Raw genomic sequence first — 21,806 nt, forward strand, 5'->3', positions numbered from 1 at the left:
CCCTTTGTATTTGGAGGTATATATGCCACAAGGCTTACAGTGTTTTGATGAAAATGGAAAAATTATTGTTGATTTAACTGATAGTCAATTAACTGAGTTTGCTAGTTTAACAATCGGAGAAGCAATAGCTCCATTAGATGTTTATGGATATTTTGGTAGTGCAGGTATTGGAGGTGAATTAACATTACAAGGGATTAATTCAGAAACTACAGTAGGTTTTGTTACCGGTATTCAGGCAGGTACTGAAAAGAATGTAGTAGGTATGCAAAGATGTATTGTTTCTATTACTGCACCTAATAAATATGTACTTTCCTGTTTTGAACAAAAGCCTAGTGAGACATCTAAATTAATCTTTTATAAATTCAGGTAATAGTGAATGAGTAATTTTCTTGTTAATAATGATAAAGGCTTCACTGTAATTGATGACACTATAAAAAATATTGGCATTGTTGGGTCTAATGTAATTACTACGTTACCCGATAGTTCGGGAAATTTAGCTATTACTGTGTCTTTTGGTGGTGGTGGCCCTTCATGGTTTCCAACATCAATGTATCAGACTCGTACTATTCAATTACCTAAATTAGATGACGGCCCAATGCCTATGACTATTATTATGCCTAATGATGGTGCATTTGGAGCAGGTAAAGGAACATTTAGTGTGAACTGCGGTACGTTGTATCAATTACGTCAAGATTACGCCGTATCTTCAGGTTATTTAGATGTATTCAATGCTAATGGAGAGCTTATATGGTCTGCCGCTTCTGCTGCTAAAGTGCCACGAGTAACTAAAGTGATTCGTGTAACCTATGATCAGCTTGTTGCGAATAACGGTGAAGGTATTGAGGTAGATATCGGAGTTGGTTCTGGTTTTATGGTTGATAATATTTTAGGTTCTTTAGACATTAACCCAGGGCCGACAGGTACAACTGCTCGTTGGTTTGCTATGTATTGGGGTTATAACCAAGGCAAATTAAAATTAGCATATAAGTTTAAATCTATGTACGAAGAGCCAGGTATTATAAAAGCACTTAAGTTATATGGATTCTATTTATTTGTTTATAAATTTGCAGGCTAGAAAGTAATCTCGTTAATTTAAAATTTTCTAATGATTAAAAATTTTTATCACATGCACCCAAACGGGTGCTTTTTTTATGCCCAAGATCTGGAGGAAGGCATGCATGAACGATCGAGCAACTAATGCAATGGAGGCAGCAGTAAGTACTGCTGCTGCAACCACAACAAAATTTTCATATGGCTATGTAGTAGGGGGGAGCTTGATCGGAGTAGTTGGCAAAATTGACTGGGCCGTTGTCTTCTCGATTTTTATCGGTATAGCAACCTTCCTGACGAATCTCTATTTCAAAAAGCGCGATGAAAAGCGTGCAAATGAGATTCATAAATTGCGTGTTGAGCAATATGAGCAAACTAAAAAACGTTTACGAGGAGATATAGATGACAAGCGAAAAGACTAGAGCATATCTGGCATTCTCACTTGTGGCGCTAATGTTTGTATTAGTTATCGCCTTATTTTTTGTGAACATGCCGCGTGAGAATAGCAATTTAATTAATACAGCATTGGGTTTTATTGCGGGGGCAATGACAACTGCCTGTGGATTCTATTTCGGAAGCTCTGACCAGGAAAAGAAAAATAAAACCGAGGAATCAACTGAGCAGTAATTAACTTAACTCTAAATGCCGCCTTCGGGCGGTTTTTTTACGTCAAAAGGAAAGTGAAATGAACATTGAACAATATCTTGATGAACTGATGAAACGTGAAGGCGGATATGTAAATAATCCAGCAGATCGAGGAGGGGCAACAAAGTACGGTATTACTGAAGCTGTGGCCCGTGAAAATGGCTACAAAGGAAACATGAAAGATTTACCGCTGGATGTGGCCAAAGCGATTTATCGGAAACAGTATTGGATAGCTCCGCGATTCGATCAAGTAAATACTATTAGCTCAGCAGTAGCAGAAGAACTTTTAGATACTGGTGTTAACTGTGGTATCAACTTTGCAAAATCACTTTTACAACGCGCATTAAATTTGCTGAATAACCAAGGTAAAGCTGGATATGAAGATTTAAAGGTCGATGGTGTTTATGGCTCTAAAACTTTAGGTGCTCTAAAAACTTATTTGGCCAAACGCGGTAAAGAGGGAGAGAAAGTTTTAGTTCGAGTCCTTAATATTATGCAAGGCCAACGTTACATTGAAATCTGTGAGCGAAATAAAAGCCAAGAACAATTTTTTTACGGTTGGATTGCTAATAGGGTTGTTATTTGAAGGCCCTAATTTTGCTGAGCATCCTATTAACAGGATGCTCAGCTCATACGATCAATAACAATGTCAGTGTAGGAATTTGCGTAAAAGCCCTCTAAAGAGGGCTTTACCTTGTTTCATCTTTGAGTTCATCCAATATTTGAATTAAAAACTGTTCAGTATAAAATTTTTGGCAATTTTCTAACGAATTTATTAGTCTGTGATACTGCTGCATATATATGGAGTTTATACAATTATCATCTTTTTCTTTAATCTCTAAAGGTAAAATTTTCTTCATCTCTAGAAAGAATGAATCTAATATTTCATTCATTTGCTTGAGAGGAATGGCTCTATTACTATTGAAATAAAGATCAAATTCATTAAGGATAGATTTTAGGGTATAAAAACTTCTATTAAATTCAATTGCTGCTCTTTGATTTTTCTCAAGATTCATACTAGTGACTTTTACTCTAGTATCTAGATCAGAATTAATATATTCACTTGCTTTTACCCAAAAATCATTAAATAGTTCTTTTGAAAACTTGTGAAATTCAAACTTATTTTGAAGCTTAATTGGATCACGCCAATCTGTATATAGTTTGAGTGCGATTATTGCAGCACCAATTGTTGCTAATGCAGAAAAAATACTTATTGTGATTGTAAAGGATTCTTTAAGTGTTTCGTTTACATTATTGTGTGAATACAATAATAGGAAAAAAAAGAATACGATAGTACAAATTGCTACTATCGATCCAATAAAAGTTATTATGAATTTTTTGTATTCGGATTTCATAAACTAATATTAAAAGATGTTAATTATTTATAATAACCAATTAAATGTTTAAAGGTTATCCCCATAAATAATATTATTGAGCAAATTTTTGCTCAAAATCAGTAATGATTAATGAAAAATGAGCAAATTTTTTCTCATTTTGTTATCAATGGAAGTTCATCCCACACAAATGGGTTTTTAGTGAGTTTATCTCTCGACATCGACCAAGTTCGACCAGGTATATAACAAGGACCAACGCCTAGTTTTTTCTTTCCAAATTTTGTATGCACATTATCTAGCGCCTTCATTAATTGTTCTTTCTTTTCTATCATTTCAAAGTCGGTTAAGAGGTCATATGTGTGGCCAGTTTTTGGCTCTAGACCTGTCAGCACAACACCACACTTCTTATATTTAATTCCTTCTTTATAGATATCGTTTAACATCCTTGTTGCTGCTTTAACAAAATCAATTGCACAATCTGTGGGCTCAGAAAATGAACCCGTAATTGATTTATTGTAAAAAGGCACATTGGGATCAAAAGGGTTTGACTGTACAAAGGCAATCATACATCCGCATAAAAGCCCTTCATCACGTAGTCTTTTGCATGCATCCTGAGCATACATTGAGATAGCTTCTTTTAGATCTGTTAATTCAGTTACGCGACTACCGAAAGACCGGCTTGCAACTATTTGCTTTTTTGAGGGGGGAGTGTGCTCGATCTCTATGCATGAGATGCCTTGCAATTCGTAGATCGTACGTGCCATAACAATAGAAAAACGTTTTTGCATCTCTCTAGGTTCTGCACAAGCTAGATCAAGCACTGTATTAATTCCCATACCTTGCAATTTTTTTGAGTGCTTACGGCCAACGCCCCAAACTTCAGATACTTCAATTAATGAGAAATAATATTCTTTATTGCACGGATCCATATTAACGAGATCACAAACGCTATTAAAGCCGGCGTTTTTCTTTGCAATATGATTTGCGATCTTTGCTTCTGTTTTACTCCTACCGATTCCGACACAAACAGGCAGGCCTAACCACTTCCATATTTGTTGGCGCATTTGTTGCCCGACTTTTTCTAGGTCAAAATTCCTTTCATAAGCTGTGAAGTCTACAAAGCATTCATCAATAGAATAAGGCTCAACTTCTTCGTCAGTTACGTATGAAGCAAGAATCTTATGAAAGCGCCGTGACATTTCGGCATACATTGCATAATTGCTTGAAAGTACGATTACGTTATGTTGCTGAACTATGTCTTTAATTTGAAAAAGCGGCACACCCATTTTTATATTTAAGGATTTTGCCTCGTTGCTACGCGCCACGGCGCAACCATCGTTATTGCTAAGCACAATAACAGGTTTATCATTCAAAGATGGGTCAAAGACTCTCTCACATGAAACGTACATATTGTTGACGTCTATCAAGAAAAAGACTTTGTTCTCATGTTTCATGATTTTCTTATCATTTTAATGACGCAAGTGACAACGCCCCAGATAAACAACTCTTGGCCTTCTTGTAGATAAATATTTTTATAATCTGGATTTTCAGCTTTTAGCCATTTTCCCTTTTCATCGATCATTAAACGTTTAACGGTAAATTCATTATCGATTAGCGCAACAACAATATCACCGTGTTTTGCATCTAAGCTACGATCGACAATCAATTCATCATCAATATCAATACCAGCATTTAGCATTGATAGGGATGCTACTTTGACAATAAATGTAGCAGTTTCATTTTTTATTAAGTGCTCATTCATATCGAGCGCTTTATCGATGTAATCTTGAGCCGGAGAGGGGAAACCTGCATTGATTTTTTCTAATGCGTAAGGGATGAGTAGATGAGTTGATGGTACAACTTGTTTGATAGATAAGGCCTCAGATAAAACAATACTTTGTGTGATGTACGGTTTTATCTGGATAATGGATGGTACAATTTCGCTCATAGAATATCCTCCAACTTGAATCTGTAACATATTCAAGATGATATTCTAGAGATGAGCTTAAATTCAAATTTAAAAAATTGTGGATAAACAAGTAAAAGTCAAAAATTGTCGCAGTATCTGGCGCATTTGGTCGGAAATTCTGCAATTCTAAAAGGGTAAACCCTAATTAATGGTTAGAGACTTTAATTTATACAACCACTTTGCATATGCTTCTGTTTGCTGAGGTAAATATTCATAATAATCATAAGTACCTTGTTCACCAGACATTACATGACCAATCATGAGTTGTGCTACATCACGCGATGTAAAAGCACTGAAATTAGTACGAGCAGTTCTTCGTAGATCATGAAGCGACCAATGTTTCATGTGATAATCATGATGTCTTCTAAGGCGTTCCATTACATAACCAGGCAATGAATTTGAAGAACCATGGCTCATAGGGGTTGCTTCACTGTCATTAGTTAAGAAGTACTCACAAGTGCTGTATTCAAAAGCCCCGACAATTAATGCCTCCATTTCAGGTAAAATAGGGCGAATAATTTCACGGCCAGTTTTCTTGCCAGTCTTATTGTTTACTACAGGAACAACCCATACTTTTCTTTTTAAATCGAAATCTGTCTTTTTGGCTTTTCTGAGTTCGCCATTTCTACAACCAAACATTAAACATAGTTTTAAGAAAATTTTGTTTTTAGGCAAAATATTTGATTCTTCAATAGCCATCAAAACCATTTTAATTTCTTCATCAGAAAGAAATCTGGTTCCTCTGTTTCTCTCTATGCCTAAATCTTCCTTGGCATAGATGTCAGATAAAACATTTACTTCAAGTAACTGTCTCTTTTTAGCCCACTTAAGAACCTGTTTTGCATTCGTTAAAACCCGATCTGCAATAGAAGGTACTTCATCAGCTAGTTCCTCAAGTAAAGCTAACCATTGTTGCAAGGTGATTCTGTCAACTGGTAAATCGCCAACCTCAGGAATTACATGTTGTTCAAAGGTATTCTTAATTTGTTGGGCAGAAGTTTTCTTTTTCAGGCAATAACTTTCATACCACTCATTAAAAACCTCTTCAAATGTGCTTGCATCAATATATTTTTGCTGCTGTACACGAACCTCAACTTTAGGATTCATTCCTTTATCTAAAAGTGACCGCATTTCGCCAGCTTTCATGCGTGCATCTTTGAGTGACATATGAGGGTAGGTGCCCAGATCTAAGCGTTCGGCTTTTCCAGCAAAACGGTACCGAAGCTGAAAAACAATTTTCCCTTTAGGTGAGATCCTGACACTCATTGAGTCCCGATCTGCTATTTCTTCAACTTTATCACGTGCCTTGCCGTTATTAGCTTTCAGCCACACTTCAGTTAAAGCCATAGTCCACCTGTGTACATATTTTTAGTCAATTAAGAGATAAGTACGAATATGTACACGTATGTGTACATAATTGATGAGGCTTATTCTGTCCTAAAATGTCTTAGTGTGTCTATATTAAAAATGGGGGAAATATTGAGAAATAAGGCTTTTATTGTAGTTTTTGTCTTAGTGTGTCTTGGAGTGGCTAAATGGCATTAATTCTTTTGAACGATTAATGCCATAGTTGTTCCATATAAGCCATGACCCTGAGAGGCTTTTCAGGGTCAGTTACACAAAAAGTGAAGTCTTATTTTTGTTCAAGCCATGCAGGCAATGCTGCGATCACTTGTCCAAACTTCTCGTTAAGTGGCGCGCCACCTTGTGCTAAGTCAGGTTTACCACCACCTTTACCACCTAGTTCAGTTGCTAGATGTTTGATGATGTCACCTGCTTTTAGATTTGCAGTGTATTGTGACGCGACTGATGCAAGCAGGCTGACTTTGTCACCCTCTACACCTGCTAACACAATCACTGCGTTCTCTAATTTTGATTTTACACTGTCATGTAAGTTGCGAAGCGCTTTGGCATCAACCCCTTGAACAGTAGTAATAAGCGTTTGACGACCAGCAATGGTTTGAACTTGGTCAATCAAATCAGCCGCTTGGAAGTTTGCCAATTTCTGGTTGAGCTGTTCAATCTGCTTTTGTAATGCAGAAACCAATTCTACATTGGCTTGTACACGCTCAACTGTTTGGTCTTTCTGTGCTTTTAGTAAGCTATTAATGTGCTGAATATCATGATCAGCTTTTTGTACCACTTCTAATGCTTTAGTGCCAGTCACTGCTTCAATACGACGTACACCAGCAGCTACACCACCTTCAGAAGTGATTTTGAATAAACCAATATCACCTGTACGTTTTACGTGAATACCGCCACAAAGTTCGATTGAGAAGTTTTTCTCATCAATAACTGAACCCATAGAAAGTACACGAACTTCATCGCCGTATTTTTCACCGAACAGCATCATTGCGCCTTTTGCTTTTGCTGCTTCAATGTCGAGAAGCTCAGTCTTCACTGGAGTATTGGCAATGATTTCAGCATTTACGAGACGTTCAACTTGTTGTAATTGTTCAAATGAAACAGGTTGGTCATTTGCAAAGTCAAAACGTAAGATATCACTTGCAACTAAAGAACCTTTTTGTTGTACATGAGAACCTAAAATTTGACGAAGGGCAGCATGTAACAAGTGGGTTGCTGAGTGGTTACGCGCAGTAGCTTCACGAATGTCTGCTTTAACAATCGCTTCTACATTTTGACTGGTTTTAAGGTTACCGACAGTCACAATACCTTGGTGAACAAAGGCACCACCAGACTTTTTCGTGTCTTGAACTTCAAAAATACCTGTTTCGTTTTTGAAGATACCAGTATCACCAATCTGACCACCGCTTTCAGCATAGAAAGGAGTTTGGTTTAAAACGATAAGTGCTTCGTCGCCTTCAGAAACTTCATCAACTTGTACGCCATCTTTATAGATCGCTACAATCTGGCCTTGACCGGTTGTGTTGGTATAACCATCGAACTGAGTTTCGCCTTCGACTTTTACAATGCTGTTATAGTCAACTGCAAACTTACCAGCATCACGTGCACGTTGACGCTGTGCAGCCATTTCAACTTCAAAACCGGCTTCATCAATAATAAAGCCACGTTCACGTGCAATATCCGCAGTTAAGTCTGTCGGGAAGCCATAAGTGTCGTAAAGTTTAAATACAGTCGCACCCGGAATAGTTTTGTCTTTTAACTGAGCAAGTTCACCTTCGAGAAGTTTTAAGCCTTGCTCAAGTGTTTTAGCAAACTGTTCTTCTTCACGAATTAAAGTTGCTTCAATCACATCACGACGAGCTTCTAACTCAGGATAAGCCTGACCCATCACTTCAATTAATGGTTGCAACATTTTGTAGAAGAACGTACCTGTTGCACCAAGCTTGTTACCATGACGAACAGCACGGCGAATAATACGACGTAATACATAACCACGTCCTTCATTGCTTGGATTTACACCATCAGCAATTAAGAAGCAGCAAGAACGCGCATGGTCTGCAACGACACGTAAAGAAGGCTGACCTTCATCTTCAATACCAATAATGTTTGCAGCAGCTTTTAATAAGTGTTGGAACAGGTCAATGTCATAGTTTGAATTAACATGTTGCAATACTGCAGAAATACGCTCTAAGCCCATACCTGTATCTACAGATGGCGCTGGAAGAGGGTGAAGTACGCCATCAGCAGTACGGTTAAACTGCATGAAAACGTTATTCCAGATTTCAATGAAACGGTCGCCATCTTCTTCAGGAGAACCAGGTAAGCCACCCCAAATGTGGTCACCGTGGTCAAAGAAAATTTCAGAACATGGACCACAAGGACCTGTATCACCCATTGCCCAGAAGTTATCTGATGCGTATTTTTCGCCTTTGTTATCACCAATACGGATAATACGTTCTGGTGCTAAACCAATTTCTTTATTCCAGATGTCATAAGCTTCGTCATCGGTATGATAAACCGTTACATATAAGCGATCTTTCGGTAAAGCTAGCCATTGTTCGCTGGTTAAAAACTCCCAAGCAAACTTAAGTGCATCACGTTTGAAATAGTCACCAAATGAGAAGTTACCTAACATTTCAAAGAATGTATGGTGACGAGCTGTATAGCCGACGTTATCTAAATCGTTGTGTTTACCGCCTGCACGTACACATTTTTGTGATGTTGTTGCACGTACATAATCACGTTTTTCAAGACCTAAAAAACAGTCTTTAAACTGGTTCATCCCAGCATTTGTAAATAATAAAGTTGGGTCGTTGGCAGGAACAAGAGAACTCGATGCAACACGTGTATGCCCTTGCGTTTCAAAGTAGCGCAAAAATGCTTCACGAATTTCAGCAGATGTCATTAAACGAGTACTCACAACCAAGTCACTCCATATTTTCGAATTTGGCTAAAAGCATCACCACAAGTTTGTTTGTTCACAAATCTTGCATGTGATACGGGGCTTATTTTTAAAAAACGCTAAATTGTAACGGAAAAACCCCACCGAACCAACGATTTTAGAGGGAATATCTTACAAAACTGTGATTTGGCTAAAAATCTATATTCAATTGGCCTTCACGTGTTTTACTATATGCCTTCTTTCGTTTCTGGTTTTGTAGATAAGGATAGGTCATGCAACGTATCGCCATTAATGGGTTTGGCCGGATTGGACGTAATGTTTTACGTGCATGGTTTGAAAGCCCGAAACAATTTCATTTTGAAATCGTGGCGATTAACGATATAGCAGATGTACAGACACTAGTGCATTTATTTAAATATGATTCAACTCATGGTCGTTTTAATGGCAAAGTTGACATAGCGATTGAAAATGAAAAGATTTATTTAAATATTCAATCTAACCAAAGAAATTTGAAAGTTGAAGTTTTACAGCAAAAACAGCCAGAACTTTTACCGTGGGCAAGCTTGCAAATTGATGTTGTACTCGAATGTACAGGCTTGTTCCGTTCTCATGCTGATGCAACCCGCCACTTAGAAGCAGGGGCAAAAAGAGTCATTATTGGGGCTGCACCTTTTGACCATGTCGATGCTGCAATTGTCTATGGCGTTAACCATGCCGATGTGAAAGCGTCTGATCAAATCATATCAAGTGTGTCATGTACGACACAGGCTTTAGTGCCGTTAGTAAAAATCATTGATGACGCATTTGGGATTGAAACTGCGCTCATGACAGAAATTCATGCCGTAACAGCAGATCAGTCTGTGCTTGACCATGCGCACCGTGATTTACGTCGTGCCAGAGCTTCTGGTCAAAATATTATTCCAACTACGTCTAGTGCACTTGGTGCATTAAAACGTGTAATGCCTAAAATGGAAGACCGTATTGATGGCTATTCAATTCGAGTTCCCACCATTAATGTGGCTGCGATTGATTTAACTTTTATCGCACAATCACCAATTACTGTTCATCATATTAATGAATTGTTGATTAAGGCTTCTCAAACAGATTATGCTGAAATTATGGCAGTGACTGATGAGCCACTCGTTTCAAGCGATTTTAATCATTCGCCTTATTCACTTATTGTTGATTTAACTCAAACTATGGTCGTTGGGCATCAAGCTAAAGTATTTGCTTGGTACGATAATGAATGGGGCTATGCAAATCGATTATTAGACTTGTGTGATTCTTTCTAAATTTGAAATAACTTAGGAAAGCTGTTCAGCAGTTAAGGTTGGTTAACTGGAAACAAGGCGATAGTTCAGATATTGGCCCATTCTTTGGTTGAAGAACTTTTGATTATGATATAAGCAAAGCGCAGTAAGGTATTGAATGTTATTATTAATTGTTTAAATCTTCTTTTTGACTTTTGAGTTTATTCAGAAAGATTTATGCAAATTGTCAGGTGCATGGCACAAAGTATCATGCTACACTAAGAGAAATCGGGTGTGTTCCCGATTTTTTTATGTGGGGTCGTTCCACGTTGATCAGATTTTAGGCTTGAAATATGACCATTTCAGAGACATGGTTGCTGCCTGACGGGGTAGCAGATGTATTGCCGGAACAGGCGCAAGTCATTGAAAAACTTCGCCGTGAAGCTATAGATTTCCTCTCAGTAAGAGGTTATCAACTGGTATATACACCATTTATCGAATACATCGAATCGTTGTCTTCATTATCAGAATCAAATCAAGACCTGGATTTAGTAACTTTTAAGGTGATTGATCAGCTTTCAGGCCGTTTACTCGGTATCCGTGCTGATATGACGCCTCAAGTTGCACGTATTGATGCACATGTAAGACCTGTTGAAGGGGTTGCACGTTACTGTTATGCAGGGACTGTATTACATACAAAACCACAAAATTTCAATGCGACTCGCGCACCTTTACAATTAGGTGCAGAGCTATATGGCCACGATAGTATTGAAGCTGATGTTGAAATGGTCGATGTAATGCTTGGGCTCATTGAAAATGCTTATACATTGCAAGGTGCACATTTAGACCTAGGTCATGTAGGCTTATTTCGTAGCTTAGTAAAATATGCCGGACTTTCTAAAAATGAAGAGCATGAGTTATCTGATCTTTATCAAAGAAAAGCATTACCTGAGTTAGCTGAATTTACTCAAAATTTAAATATGGGTTCAGACTTTTATGCACTTGGTCGCTATGCAAGTGATTTAGAAGCATTACAAACTCATTTAAGTACAGATATTTTAAAAGATGTTGAATTTGATGCTGCATTAAATGCGCTCAAAACTACACTTGAACAAATTAAAAACCGTTGGCCAGCACTTAATGTTGGAATTGACGTTGTCGAACTTCGCAGTTACCACTATCACACTGGTTTGATGTATGCAGTTTATGCACCGAACCGTGCTGCACCTTTAGCGCAAGGTGGCCGTTATGATGGTATTGGTGAACACTTTGGTCGTGCACGTCCTGCTACTGGTTTCAGTTGTGATTTATATGCCTTAGGGGCAAATCAGTTTGCCGAAATTGAAACTGTGGTGGCACCAAAAGGTACTGATGCAGATTTACTTAAGGCAATCGCAAATGCACGTTCACAAGGCTTACGTGTAGTCCAATTGTTAGGTAATGATAATTTAGGTTCTATTCCTTATGCGACACATCAGCTTGTATCGCAAAACGGTCAATGGAATATTGAAAAGATTTAAACGCCAGCGGTAAGTTTTTACTGATGGTTTCCAATTTTAACAGCATGATGTAATGAGGCTATTATGGGCAAAAATGTTGTGGTACTTGGTACCCAATGGGGCGACGAAGGTAAAGGTAAAATCGTCGACCTGCTCACAGATCAAGCGGCTGCGGTAGTACGTTATCAAGGCGGACATAACGCAGGTCATACTCTTGTCGTAGGTGGTAAAAAGACTGTATTACACCTCATTCCATCAGGTATTTTACGTGAAAACGTATTGTGCTTAATTGGTAATGGTGTGGTGCTTTCACCAGCAGCATTAATTGAAGAAATGGGAATTTTGGAAGCTGAGGGTGTTCCAGTTAAGGAACGTCTACGTATTTCTCCAAACTGTCCTCTTATTTTACCTAACCACATTGCTCTTGATCAGGCTCGTGAGAAGAAACGTGGTAACGCTAAAATCGGTACTACAGGTCGTGGTATTGGCCCTGCTTACGAAGATAAAGTAGCTCGCCGTGCAGTGCGTGTTGCTGACCTTGTTCGTGGTGGTGCAGCGTTAGAAGAAAAACTCCAAGAAATGCTTGAGTTACATAACTTCCAATTAACCCAGTTCTACGGTGTAGAAGCAGTTAAATTTGAAGACGTGTTGGCTCTTTGCAACGAATGGCGTGAAGTGCTTGCTCCGTTAGTGATTGACGTGACTAAAGTATTACATGACTACCGCAAAGAAGGTAAGCCTGTAATGTTTGAAGGCGCTCAAGGCTCACTTTTAGACATCGACCACGGTACTTACCCGTATGTGACTAGCTCAAATACAACTGCTGGTGGCGTAAGCTCTGGTTCTGGTATGGGGCCTTTACATCTTGATTATGTATTAGGTATCACTAAAGCTTATACAACACGTGTAGGTGCAGGTCCATTCCCAACAGAATTAGTTTACGATGCAGCAACTGATTCTGGTGACCCAATTGGTAAACACTTGGGTACAGTAGGTCATGAATTTGGTGCTTCTACTGGTCGTCAACGTCGTTGTGGTTGGTTTGATGCTGAAATCTTACGCCGTTCTGTAGATGTTAACTCACTTTCAGGTATTTGCTTGACTAAACTTGACGTTTTAGACGGTTTAGAAGAAGTGAAAATCTGTGTAGGTTATGAAAATACTGATTCAGGTTGTGTAGGTTCTTCTGATGCGGTTTCTTTTGAATGTTTGAAACCAATTTATGAAACTATGCCGGGTTGGAGCGAGTCAACTGTTGGTTTAACGAGCATTGACCAATTACCTGCAAATGCTTTGGCTTATGTAAAACGTATTGAACAATTAATCGAATGTCCGATTGATATCGTTTCAACTGGTCCAGACCGTGCAGAAACAATTGTTTTACGTCACCCATTCTCTGCTTAATTTGCAAAGATGATAAAAGCCTCCTGAAAAAGGGGGCTTTTTTTATATCCGACTAAAGTGCAGTTTCTGTTTTGTCTAATTCAGATTAAAACAGAAATATAAGTGATGTCATGGATGATGAACTAAAATGAAATTGCAACCCACTATTTCAAAAACCATTTTTTATTCTTTTTTGTTTGCGATTGGTGGTTCGCCAACGTTAGCTATGTTAGTCATTTATGGCCAAAATTATAACCCTGACTTCTTCATGACAGCATTTATGAGTCTTTCTGTTTTGATTGCTTGTGTCTTAATTCCGGTCGTTTTTATACAAAACAGTTATCTCTTATGGAAAAGGACAAGTCCCTCTCTTGAAGAGAAAGTTAAGCCTTTAAGCCATGTCTATCTTGTCCTAAATATAATATGTTTACTGTTCTGGATTTATTTGATGACTTTATCTGCTTGATCGTTACATAAATACTATGATCGTGAAGAAATGAGAGATTCAAAGCTTATGTGCTATTTCTTATAATAAGTGCAAAAGAATAAACAGTTTTTTTAAGATTTAGGTGACCCATGTTGATGAATAAGAAACTTTTTTTAAGCTTGTGTGCTGCAGGTGTTGTAACAATCTCTGGTTGCGCAACAATGGCTGACATGGCTGGTGCAGATACAGCAACATTAAATGCGCAGTCTGCACAAGGTTTTACTAAAATGGTGCAGGAAGCACGTGCTAAAGGGACTTTAGATACAAGTTCAAGTACCTATAGCCGTATTAATGCTGTTTTCAACCGTTTAAAACCTTATGCTGACCAAGTAAATCAAACAGGGCAGCCATTTAGCTGGCAGTTGGCTGTACTGAAATCAGATACTGTTAACGCCTACGTTGCACCAGGTGGTAAGGTCGTGTTCTACACAGGTATTGTGAATAAGCTCAACCTAACGGATGCTGAAATTGCAGCTGTTATGGGCCACGAAATGACGCACGCTTTAGAAGAGCATGCTAAAAGTAAAATTGGCGCACAAGCTTTAACTGATTTGGCATTAAATATTGGCTTAAGCTATGCAGGTGGTGGTAACGTTAACCAATTAGGAGCGGCTGCTGCACAACTAGGTTCGCAAGTAGGGGTGGGCTTACCATATTCGCGTAGTTTAGAGAGCCGTGCTGACCAAGGGGGCTTAATGTTAATGGCACGTGCAGGTTATAACCCAAATGCTGCTATTACCCTCTGGGAAAAAATGAACAAACTTGAAGGTGCTGGTGGTTCATCTTTCTTGTCTACTCACCCATCTAATGCTCAGCGTATTAATGATATGCGTAAAAACTTACCTGCAGCATTAGCTATTTATAATGGCCGTAGATAAGTTTTAAAACTTTAATGTAAGTATAAAAACGGATGCTTAAGCATCCGTTTTTTTGTTTTTAAGGGGCAGGATTAGGCTGTTGTACATGAATAGCTTCTATGCCTTGTAAAATTTCTGGTGAAAGCTCAATTTCAAAAGCCTGAATATTCTCTTTGAGCTGATCTAAGCTAGTCGCACCAATAATTGTACTCGTCACAAAGAATTGCTGTTTAATAAAGGCTAGAGCCAATTGAGTCAGGCTTAAACCATGCTTTTCAGCGAGCTGTGCATATTGTTCCGTTGCCCATTCACTTTGTGGATTGCTATAGCGACTAAAGCGTGGAAATAGAGTAACGCGAGCATTCGCAGGACGTGCCCCATTTCTAAACTTACCAGTTAAGTAACCAAAAGCAAGAGGAGAGTATGCAAGTAATCCTACACCTTCATATTTAGCAATCTCAGACATACCGATTTCATAAGTACGATTAAGCAGGCTATAGGGGTTTTGCACACTCACAAATTTACTTACACCTAATTTTTCAGCAAGCTGTAAAAACTTCATAGTGCCCCAAGGCGTTTCATTAGATAAGCCGATATAACGAATACGTCCTCGATTAATCTCTTTTTGAAGAGCAAGTAATGTCTCTTCTAAAGGCGTAGTGTCGTAATTATTGTGGGCCTGTTGATTACCATAAGCGAGCGTGCCAAAAAAGTTGGTATGACGTTCTGGCCAGTGTAATTGGTAGAGATCAATATAGTCTGTTTGGAGGCGTTTAAGAGAGCCATCAATCGCTTGTGAAATATGTTCACTATTAAACTTGGTATGACCTTCTCGAATATGAGTTCCACCAAAGCCAGGACCTGCAATTTTTGAAGCAAGGAATACTTTGTCACGTTGACCATGTTGTGCAAACCAATTGCCTAAAATGGTTTCAGTCGCACCATATGTTTCTGGTTTAGGGGGTACGGAATACATCTCTGCCGTATCCCAAAAATATAAACCGTGCTCTAAAGCGTAATTGAGTTGTTCGAAAGCTTCTTGTTGAGTGTTTTGCTCACCAAATGTCATAGTACCTAAGCAAATTTCTGGAAGGTTAATGCCAGTGTGACCAAGTGGTTTGAATTGCATACTGCGAAATCCTTGAGAAATTTTAAGTTAGCCTAACGGAAAATATGTATTCAACTTAAATCATAAAAACAGAATAGTTTGTAAGCTTTGTGTATTAACTCATTGTTGCATATAAAAAAAGCAAACCGAAGTTTGCTCTTTATTAAATCATTACGAATAATTATTCTTCGTCATCATAGTCTTCGTCAGTGACCGGAGTTTCTTCTAATGATGCATCAAAAATAAGAATAGCCTTACCATCTGTCTGGATCATACCTTGATCTTCTAAGGTCTTTAATACACGGCCAACCATTTCTCGTGAACAACCGACAATACGTCCAATTTCTTGACGGGTAATACGAATTTGACGACCATTCGGCAAAATCATTGCCTCTGGTTGTGAAGATAAGTCGATTAAGCAACGCGCAATACGACCAGACACATCAATGAAGGCAAGGTCAGTCATTTTACGAGTTGTATTTTTTAAACGACGAACAAGTTGCGCGAAAACGGCATAGCTGAGATCTGGATACTGTTTGCTCAGTTCATGGAAGTTGTCATATGAAATTTCTGCAATTTCACAGACATCACGGGTACGAACTTCAGCTGTACGTTGAGGGTTCGGTTCGAAAAGCCCCATTTCCCCAAAGAAGTCACCAGGATTCAAATATGCCACAACAATTTCACGCTCATCATCTTCACGTAAAATAATTGAAACTGAGCCTTTTAAAATTAAATATAAAGATTTTGACTCTGTTCCGGCATCAACAATTGTGGTTCGTTTTGGATATCTGTTGATGTGAGCACGCTTTAACAATGCTTTAACGGATTCAGGTAGTTGCCCCGGAGATAAAGCATCTGTGCTGAGTTGTGAAAAATTTGAAGTCATGCTTGATATGTTCCGAATAGGGTAAACAATTCACACAAGCTCGAGATGAGCTATTACACAGAAGAGATGAAATTCCTTATCAACTCATTTTATGTTAGTGTACAAAACAAGGGCCTGTTGACATTTCACAGATGGTTGCGACATAAGACGATTTTTCTAGACGTTACGAAGCAAGAACTATGGAATTTAGTCATTCTAAATAAATAGAGCTTAACAACGAAACGCACAAAAAATCTGGTCTTGCGCTGCACCTAAGATGCTTAAATCGCACCTCAGATTTTGGCTGAAATTTAACAAACTTTTTTACAAAACGGGACAAAGGATTGCCCTTGTCTGTGTTTTGCGTTTTTATTTGGATTAATTTTTAGCTATTACGCAATCCATAGGTGAAATGTCAACAGACCCTGCTTAAATTTATAATTTTTTTTGGGTAGTTGCAATGCAAACAAGTGTACATTGGCTAGAGAATGTTGCTTTTGAAGCGAAATCAGAGAGTGGTCATAGTGTAGTGATGGATGGCTCACCTGAGTATGGTGGTGAAAACCGTGGACCACGTCCTATGGAATTGATATTAATGGGACTTGGTGGGTGTGCTTCATTTGATATTGTGACTATTTTAAAGAAATCTCGTCAAGATGTGACGAATGTCGTATGTCAGCTTAAAGCTGAGCGAGCAGATGCAATTCCAGCGGTTTTTACTAAAATTCATTTGCACTTTGTAGTGACAGGTAAAGCCGTAAAAGAAAAACAGGTTGCAAAAGCAGTAGAGCTATCAGCTGAAAAATATTGTTCAGCAAGTAAAATGCTTTCTGATGGTGGCGTAGAAATTACTCACGATTTTGAGATTATTGAAGCTGCATAATTTTATATGAATACCTGAAAAGAAAAGCTAACAGTCATGTTGGCTTTTTTTATGATAAGAACAATTCAAAAAATAAAAGGAGAATGTTGGGTGAATATTCGTTTAGCTCAATCAAAGGATACCGAATTCATATGTCACTTACTGAAACAAATGGGATATTCACAGCCATTAAGATTGATTGAGGAGCAATTCCAAAGATTAAGTAAAGATTCTAACGCAATTACATTGGTCGCAGCCGACGATTTAAATGTATATGGAGTTTTATCACTTTATTTTATTCCGCAAATTGCCTTAAAAGGGGACTTTGCCAAAATATGTTATTTGTGTGTTGACGAGAATATGCGTAGTAAAGGAGTGGGGCATTTGCTTGTACAAGAAGCAGAACGGTTGGCAAGGCAACGTGGTTGTGACCGGATGGAACTGCACTCAGGATTGCAAAGGCCTTTAGCGCATCAATTTTACCTAAGAGAAGGTTATGTCGAGGCGCCAAAGTACTTTCGTAAAGCTTTAAATTAATGAGCTGGATTTAAAAAAAGTTGAGGGTCTACCCGAGCATTGTTAAGGCTCATTCCCCAATGTAAATGTGGCCCTGTTACACGGCCTGTTTTACCGACTAAGCCGAGTACTTCACCTTGATGGATACGCTGACCTTTTTCTACTTTTATCTCGCTTAAATGGCAAAACATGCTAATTAAGCCTTGGCCGTGATCAATTAATACAGTTTGTCCATTGAAGAAATAATGTCCTGTTTGAACGACTACACCATCTGCTGGAGCAACTACTTTTTGACCTATTGGTGCTGGAATATCCAGACCTGAATGAGGTGCACGTTCTTCACCATTGAAGAAACGTTTTCTTCCAAAAGAGTTGGTAAATTTTCCCGAAGTTGGACGTATAAATTTAGGCAAGCTTTGCCATGAACTTGTTGTGAAAGAACTATAAACCTCATTTTGTTCTTTCGCTTCTTGAGCATAGCGGTCTAATTGACTTTGGTTGGGGTTCACATAGTCTTGATTGGTAACTTTAATCCTTTGCTCAGCATAAGGATAAGACTTAACTTCTATTTGAATAGGCGCTTTATTGGTATCAAGCTGAATGCTGCCGAGTGGTGTAGATAATGGAATACCTACTACAGCATAACGTTGATGGCCTTCTTGACTGATTAAAACGGGTTTATGTTGAAAAGTGACTTGAGTAATATCGGTCGATAATGGAACGACTGCAATTCCACCGGGTCTTCTTGAGTCTTGGGGTAACTCTGCTATTGCTAGAGTCGAGCTAAAAAGACAAGTTGTTAATATAATATGTTTTAAACGCATTTTAATTTCAAAAACAGGATGGAATTAGCCTAATAAATTAATTCCTATTTTTGCAATTCTCAATGAAGACTTTGTGAAAAGAGTGGAACAGACGAAACCAAATATAAATATTTAAGCGATTTAATAAAATGTAGCTGAAGTGTACTTGAAATATATACAAAACAAACCCATATTATAATCGAGTTTTACTCATAGTATTTTTTATAAGATCATGAAAAATATATAAAAAATTATTTGAAATCCGAAAAAGTGTTCCCATCTATTACACAAGTACGAATTTGTTGTGAGGAATAACAAGAATGCGATTTGAAAAATTTACGAACCGCTTGCAGCAAGCCCTCTCAGATGCTCAATCCTTAGCAATGGGTAAAGACCATACGGCTATAGCAGGTATTCATATTTTGAGTACTTTATTGGAAGAGCCGTCTAATATTAGTTTGTTGCAACAAGCAGGTGCACGGTTACCTGAACTTAAACAAAAGCTAGAGCAGGCTTTAAAAGATGCTCCGACTATTGCTAACCCGACGGGTGATGTCAATTTAAACCCTGAAGCAGTTAAAGCGCTTAACTTGGCAGATCGATATGCGCAAAAAGCTGGCGATGAATTTTTGTCGACTGACTGGGTTTTATTGGGCTTAGCAGAAACTGGCGAAACAAAAAATATTTTAAGTGCCGTAGGTGTAACTCCCGACAGCTTACGCAAAGTAATTGAACATATTCGAGGTAGTGACAAAGTCATGAGTAATAATCACGAAGACCAACGTGACTCACTTAATAAATATACGATTGATTTAACTGAGCGGGCTTTATCAGGGAAACTTGATCCGGTCATTGGACGTGATGATGAAATTCGACGCACTATTCAGGTCTTGTCACGTCGTACAAAAAACAACCCTGTACTCATTGGTGAGCCGGGTGTTGGTAAAACCGCTATTGTTGAAGGCTTAGCACAGCGTATTGTCAATGGTGAAGTGCCAGAAGGCTTAAAGAATAAACGTGTTTTATCACTAGATTTAGGCTCATTACTTGCAGGTGCTAAGTATCGTGGTGAGTTTGAAGAACGTTTAAAAGCTGTTTTAAAAGATTTGGCGAAACACGAAGGCGAAATCATCTTATTCATTGACGAGTTACATACCCTCGTTGGTGCTGGTAAAGGTGACGGCGCGATGGATGCAGGGAATATGTTAAAACCTGCGTTGGCGCGTGGTGAACTGCGCTGTGTGGGTGCAACAACCTTAGATGAATATCGTCAATACATTGAAAAAGATGCCGCTTTAGAACGTCGTTTCCAGAAAGTTCTGGTTGATGAACCAAGCGTTGAAGATACGATTGCAATTTTACGTGGTCTAAAAGAAAAGTATGCTACTCACCATGGTGTACAAATTTTAGACTCAGCGATTATTGCAGCAGCGAAAATGTCTCATCGTTATATTACAGACCGTCAATTACCAGACAAGGCGATTGACCTAATTGATGAGGCAGCTTCTCGTATCAAAATGGAGATTGACTCTAAACCTGAAGCACTTGATAAGCTTGATCGCCGTTTAATCCAGTTGAAAATGCAGTTGGAAGCGGTGAAAAAAGATGAAGATGCAGGTAGTAAGGCCGAAGTTACTCATCTTGAAAAACAGATCGCTGAAGTTCAGAAAGAATATAACGATCTTGAAGAAGTGTGGAAATCTGAAAAAACTTTGGTAGAAGGCACTAAACAAGCTCAGGTTGAACTTGATAAAGCACGTATTGCTTTTGAGAAAGCTCAGCGTGAAGGCGATTTGGCCGAAGCAGCACGTTTACAATATGGCGTTATTCCAGAATTGCAAAAACAGCTTGAGCAAGACGAAGTTGCTGAAGAAAACGAAGAGCCAAAACTCATTCGTACTAAAGTGACTGAAAATGAAATTGCCGAAGTCGTTAGTGCTGCAACGGGTATTCCGGTTGCGAAAATGATGCAAGGCGAGCGTGAAAAACTCCTTCATATGGAAGAGTTCTTGCATGACCGTGTTGTAGGGCAAGATGAAGCAGTTGTTGCAGTATCGAATGCAGTACGTCGTTCTCGTGCCGGTTTGTCTGACCCGAATCGTCCTAGCGGATCATTCTTGTTCTTAGGACCAACGGGTGTTGGTAAAACTGAGTTAACTAAAGCTTTAGCTAACTTCTTGTTTGATAGTGATGATGCCATGATTCGTATCGATATGAGTGAATTCATGGAGAAACATTCTGTCAGCCGTTTAGTTGGTGCGCCTCCGGGCTATGTGGGTTACGAAGAGGGCGGTGTTTTAACCGAAGCTGTTCGCCGTAAACCATATAGTGTGGTGTTGTTTGATGAGGTTGAAAAAGCGCATCCAGATGTTTTCAATATCTTGCTCCAAGTGTTGGATGACGGACGCTTAACCGACTCACAAGGTCGAGTAGTGGACTTTAAAAACACGGTTATTGTGATGACATCGAACTTGGGTTCACAAGATGTACGTGAGCTTGGTGAAGGTGCAACTGATGATGAAGTGCGTACAGTCGTGATGAATGCGGTAAGTCAGCATTTCCGTCCGGAATTTATTAACCGGATTGATGAGCTTGTGATTTTCCATTCACTCAAAAAAGCACAGATTCGTGGTATTGCAGATATTCAGTTAGATCGTTTACGTTCACGTCTTGTTGATCGTGATATGAGCTTAACTGTAGATGACAGTGCATTTGACTTATTGATTGATGTTGGTTTCGATCCTGTATACGGAGCACGTCCATTAAAACGTGCAATTCAACAACAGGTTGAAAACACTTTGGCTCAAAAAATCTTGTCAGGTGAGTTTGTTGCAGGTGATACCATTTTAGTTAAAGGTGAGCATGGTCACTTGGTCTTTGATAAAATGAAACTCAGCTAAGTTTGTTC

At 38.6% G+C, this 21,806-nt stretch carries 21 protein-coding genes; 13 read left to right on the plus strand and 8 right to left on the minus strand.

The features are described from left to right. The first annotated feature begins 22 nt into the window (after positions 1-22). The 5 genes from MKL35_RS15810 (at position 23) to MKL35_RS15830 (ending at position 2,281) form a co-directional block, all read left to right on the plus strand. The gene (locus MKL35_RS15810; protein ID WP_270914110.1) at positions 23-370 is read left to right on the plus strand and encodes a hypothetical protein; all 348 of its coding nucleotides are present in this window, start codon (positions 23-25) and stop codon (positions 368-370) included. A 6-nt stretch (positions 371-376) separates the two neighbouring features. Further along, positions 377-1,075, plus strand: coding sequence for a hypothetical protein (locus MKL35_RS15815; protein WP_270914112.1), 699 nt, complete (start codon positions 377-379; stop codon positions 1,073-1,075). Positions 1,076-1,178: 103 nt separating this feature from the next. Then, positions 1,179-1,472, plus strand: coding sequence for a phage holin (locus MKL35_RS15820; RefSeq protein ID WP_270914114.1), 294 nt, complete (start codon positions 1,179-1,181; stop codon positions 1,470-1,472). Continuing rightward, entirely contained in the window at positions 1,453-1,677 is a 225-nt protein-coding gene (locus MKL35_RS15825) for a hypothetical protein (protein WP_270914116.1), read from the plus strand. The genes MKL35_RS15820 and MKL35_RS15825 overlap by 20 nt, the downstream gene beginning before the upstream one ends. A gap of 58 nt (positions 1,678-1,735) precedes the next feature. Further along, positions 1,736-2,281 (plus strand): glycoside hydrolase family 108 protein, encoded by a 546-nt coding sequence (locus MKL35_RS15830; protein ID WP_270914118.1) that lies wholly within the window; start codon positions 1,736-1,738, stop codon positions 2,279-2,281. A 103-nt stretch (positions 2,282-2,384) separates the two neighbouring features. Here the strand turns inward: MKL35_RS15830 and MKL35_RS15835 are convergent, their stop codons facing one another. The 5 genes from MKL35_RS15835 to alaS all read right to left on the minus strand — a co-directional run bounded on the left by MKL35_RS15835 (position 2,385) and on the right by alaS (position 9,268). Further along, positions 2,385-3,050, minus strand: coding sequence for a hypothetical protein (locus MKL35_RS15835; RefSeq protein WP_270914120.1), 666 nt, complete (start codon positions 3,048-3,050; stop codon positions 2,385-2,387). Positions 3,051-3,184: 134 nt separating this feature from the next. After that, positions 3,185-4,483, minus strand: coding sequence for a Y-family DNA polymerase (locus tag MKL35_RS15840; protein ID WP_270914122.1), 1,299 nt, complete (start codon positions 4,481-4,483; stop codon positions 3,185-3,187). Then, entirely contained in the window at positions 4,480-4,977 is a 498-nt protein-coding gene (locus MKL35_RS15845) for a LexA family protein (RefSeq protein WP_270914124.1), read from the minus strand. The genes MKL35_RS15840 and MKL35_RS15845 overlap by 4 nt, the downstream gene beginning before the upstream one ends. Positions 4,978-5,139: 162 nt before the next feature. Beyond that, positions 5,140-6,345 carry a tyrosine-type recombinase/integrase gene (locus tag MKL35_RS15850; protein WP_270914126.1) on the minus strand — a complete coding sequence of 402 codons (1,206 nt, stop codon included), beginning with the start codon at positions 6,343-6,345 and terminating at the stop codon, positions 5,140-5,142. 286 nt (positions 6,346-6,631) lie between these two features. Continuing rightward, positions 6,632-9,268 (minus strand): alanine--tRNA ligase, encoded by a 2,637-nt coding sequence (gene alaS, locus MKL35_RS15855; RefSeq protein WP_032011695.1) that lies wholly within the window; start codon positions 9,266-9,268, stop codon positions 6,632-6,634. 269 nt (positions 9,269-9,537) lie between these two features. On the opposite strand from alaS, the gene MKL35_RS15860 reads away from it, so the two are divergent. From MKL35_RS15860 to MKL35_RS15880, 5 genes are all read left to right on the plus strand, one after another. Continuing rightward, positions 9,538-10,557, plus strand: a complete 1,020-nt coding sequence (locus tag MKL35_RS15860; protein ID WP_002156872.1) for a type I glyceraldehyde-3-phosphate dehydrogenase — start codon at positions 9,538-9,540, stop codon at positions 10,555-10,557. A 311-nt stretch (positions 10,558-10,868) separates the two neighbouring features. Then, a complete protein-coding gene (locus tag MKL35_RS15865; protein ID WP_032011696.1) occupies positions 10,869-12,035 on the plus strand; it encodes an ATP phosphoribosyltransferase regulatory subunit in 1,167 nt (388 codons plus the stop codon). A 63-nt stretch (positions 12,036-12,098) separates the two neighbouring features. Further along, positions 12,099-13,418, plus strand: coding sequence for an adenylosuccinate synthase (locus MKL35_RS15870; protein WP_002156866.1), 1,320 nt, complete (start codon positions 12,099-12,101; stop codon positions 13,416-13,418). Between the two features lie 127 nt (positions 13,419-13,545). Further along, positions 13,546-13,863: a hypothetical protein gene (locus MKL35_RS15875; RefSeq protein WP_002156849.1), complete on the plus strand. Its 318-nt coding sequence runs from the start codon at positions 13,546-13,548 to the stop codon at positions 13,861-13,863. A 116-nt stretch (positions 13,864-13,979) separates the two neighbouring features. After that, positions 13,980-14,762 (plus strand): M48 family metallopeptidase, encoded by a 783-nt coding sequence (locus MKL35_RS15880; RefSeq protein ID WP_017393664.1) that lies wholly within the window; start codon positions 13,980-13,982, stop codon positions 14,760-14,762. 58 nt (positions 14,763-14,820) lie between these two features. Here the strand turns inward: MKL35_RS15880 and MKL35_RS15885 are convergent, their stop codons facing one another. Both MKL35_RS15885 and crp read right to left on the minus strand, forming a co-directional pair. Next, complete coding sequence (locus MKL35_RS15885; protein WP_032011697.1) at positions 14,821-15,870, minus strand: NADP(H)-dependent aldo-keto reductase; 1,050 nt, start codon at positions 15,868-15,870, stop codon at positions 14,821-14,823. Between the two features lie 160 nt (positions 15,871-16,030). Further along, positions 16,031-16,738, minus strand: coding sequence for a cAMP-activated global transcriptional regulator CRP (gene crp / locus MKL35_RS15890; protein ID WP_002156798.1), 708 nt, complete (start codon positions 16,736-16,738; stop codon positions 16,031-16,033). 439 nt (positions 16,739-17,177) lie between these two features. On the opposite strand from crp, the gene MKL35_RS15895 reads away from it, so the two are divergent. Next, positions 17,178-17,600 (plus strand): OsmC family protein, encoded by a 423-nt coding sequence (locus tag MKL35_RS15895; protein WP_001195082.1) that lies wholly within the window; start codon positions 17,178-17,180, stop codon positions 17,598-17,600. 90 nt (positions 17,601-17,690) lie between these two features. After that, entirely contained in the window at positions 17,691-18,116 is a 426-nt protein-coding gene (locus MKL35_RS15900) for a GNAT family N-acetyltransferase (RefSeq protein ID WP_025466154.1), read from the plus strand. Here MKL35_RS15900 and MKL35_RS15905 read toward each other — a convergent pair. Then, a complete protein-coding gene (locus tag MKL35_RS15905; RefSeq protein WP_017393667.1) occupies positions 18,113-18,919 on the minus strand; it encodes a peptidoglycan DD-metalloendopeptidase family protein in 807 nt (268 codons plus the stop codon). The genes MKL35_RS15900 and MKL35_RS15905 overlap by 4 nt on opposite strands. Before the next feature lie 299 nt (positions 18,920-19,218). On the opposite strand from MKL35_RS15905, the gene clpB reads away from it, so the two are divergent. Next, a complete protein-coding gene (clpB, locus tag MKL35_RS15910; protein ID WP_209796467.1) occupies positions 19,219-21,798 on the plus strand; it encodes an ATP-dependent chaperone ClpB in 2,580 nt (859 codons plus the stop codon). The last annotated feature ends 8 nt before the right edge of the window (positions 21,799-21,806 follow it).

It is taken from the genome of Acinetobacter sp. AOR41_HL, from assembly GCF_027854645.1.
GTDB lineage: Bacteria > Pseudomonadota > Gammaproteobacteria > Pseudomonadales > Moraxellaceae > Acinetobacter > Acinetobacter nosocomialis.